Annotated in this window: 1 rRNA gene; it reads left to right on the forward strand. The window is 55.9% G+C overall.

The features are described 5' to 3' along the window. Positions 1 to 182 precede the first annotated feature (182 nt). Positions 183 to 1,704, forward strand: a 16S ribosomal RNA gene (locus tag ACIPYW_RS17545). The last annotated feature ends 143 nt before the right edge of the window (positions 1,705 to 1,847 follow it).

Raw genomic sequence — 1,847 nt, forward strand, 5'->3', positions numbered from 1 at the left:
GGGGAGTGCGTCTGGTCCTTGAGAACTCAACAGCGTGCACATTGTCAATGCCAATTTATTGACCCCGTGGCCGAGCTTGCTCGGTTCGGAGACAATTCCTTTTGGATAGACAGAATTGTCAGTTGACAGTTCTTTTTGTCAGTATCAACTCGGCCATGCTTTCGGGTGTGGTTGGTAATTTTTTTACGGAGAGTTTGATCCTGGCTCAGGACGAACGCTGGCGGCGTGCTTAACACATGCAAGTCGAACGATGAAGCCCAGCTTGCTGGGTGGATTAGTGGCGAACGGGTGAGTAACACGTGAGTAACCTGCCCCTGACTCTGGGATAAGCGTTGGAAACGACGTCTAATACTGGATATGACTACTGGTCGCATGGCCTGGTGGTGGAAAGATTTTTTGGTTGGGGATGGACTCGCGGCCTATCAGCTTGTTGGTGAGGTAATGGCTCACCAAGGCGACGACGGGTAGCCGGCCTGAGAGGGTGACCGGCCACACTGGGACTGAGACACGGCCCAGACTCCTACGGGAGGCAGCAGTGGGGAATATTGCACAATGGGCGAAAGCCTGATGCAGCAACGCCGCGTGAGGGATGACGGCCTTCGGGTTGTAAACCTCTTTTAGTAGGGAAGAAGCGAAAGTGACGGTACCTGCAGAAAAAGCACCGGCTAACTACGTGCCAGCAGCCGCGGTAATACGTAGGGTGCAAGCGTTGTCCGGAATTATTGGGCGTAAAGAGCTCGTAGGCGGTTTGTCGCGTCTGCTGTGAAATCCCGAGGCTCAACCTCGGGCTTGCAGTGGGTACGGGCAGACTAGAGTGCGGTAGGGGAGATTGGAATTCCTGGTGTAGCGGTGGAATGCGCAGATATCAGGAGGAACACCGATGGCGAAGGCAGATCTCTGGGCCGTAACTGACGCTGAGGAGCGAAAGCGTGGGGAGCGAACAGGATTAGATACCCTGGTAGTCCACGCCGTAAACGTTGGGCGCTAGATGTAGGGACCTTTCCACGGTTTCTGTGTCGTAGCTAACGCATTAAGCGCCCCGCCTGGGGAGTACGGCCGCAAGGCTAAAACTCAAAGGAATTGACGGGGGCCCGCACAAGCGGCGGAGCATGCGGATTAATTCGATGCAACGCGAAGAACCTTACCAAGGCTTGACATACACCGGAAACGGCCAGAGATGGTTGCCCCCTTGTGGTCGGTGTACAGGTGGTGCATGGTTGTCGTCAGCTCGTGTCGTGAGATGTTGGGTTAAGTCCCGCAACGAGCGCAACCCTCGTTCTATGTTGCCAGCGCGTTATGGCGGGGACTCATAGGAGACTGCCGGGGTCAACTCGGAGGAAGGTGGGGATGACGTCAAATCATCATGCCCCTTATGTCTTGGGCTTCACGCATGCTACAATGGCCGGTACAAAGGGCTGCGATACCGTAAGGTGGAGCGAATCCCAAAAAGCCGGTCTCAGTTCGGATTGAGGTCTGCAACTCGACCTCATGAAGTCGGAGTCGCTAGTAATCGCAGATCAGCAACGCTGCGGTGAATACGTTCCCGGGCCTTGTACACACCGCCCGTCAAGTCATGAAAGTCGGTAACACCCGAAGCCGGTGGCCTAACCCTTGTGGAAGGAGCCGTCGAAGGTGGGATCGGTGATTAGGACTAAGTCGTAACAAGGTAGCCGTACCGGAAGGTGCGGCTGGATCACCTCCTTTCTAAGGAGCATCTGGTCTCGTGCAGTCCTCGTGGCTCGCAGGGATCCAGGCGCCGATGCAACCCGAACGTGGTTGCCGGTAGCTCATGGGTGGAACATTGACAGTGCAGTTGTCGGCGCGTCTGCCGATCTCAGTACGGCCCG

The organism is Curtobacterium sp. NPDC089689 (assembly GCF_044749145.1).
Classification (GTDB): Bacteria; Actinomycetota; Actinomycetes; order Actinomycetales; family Microbacteriaceae; genus Curtobacterium.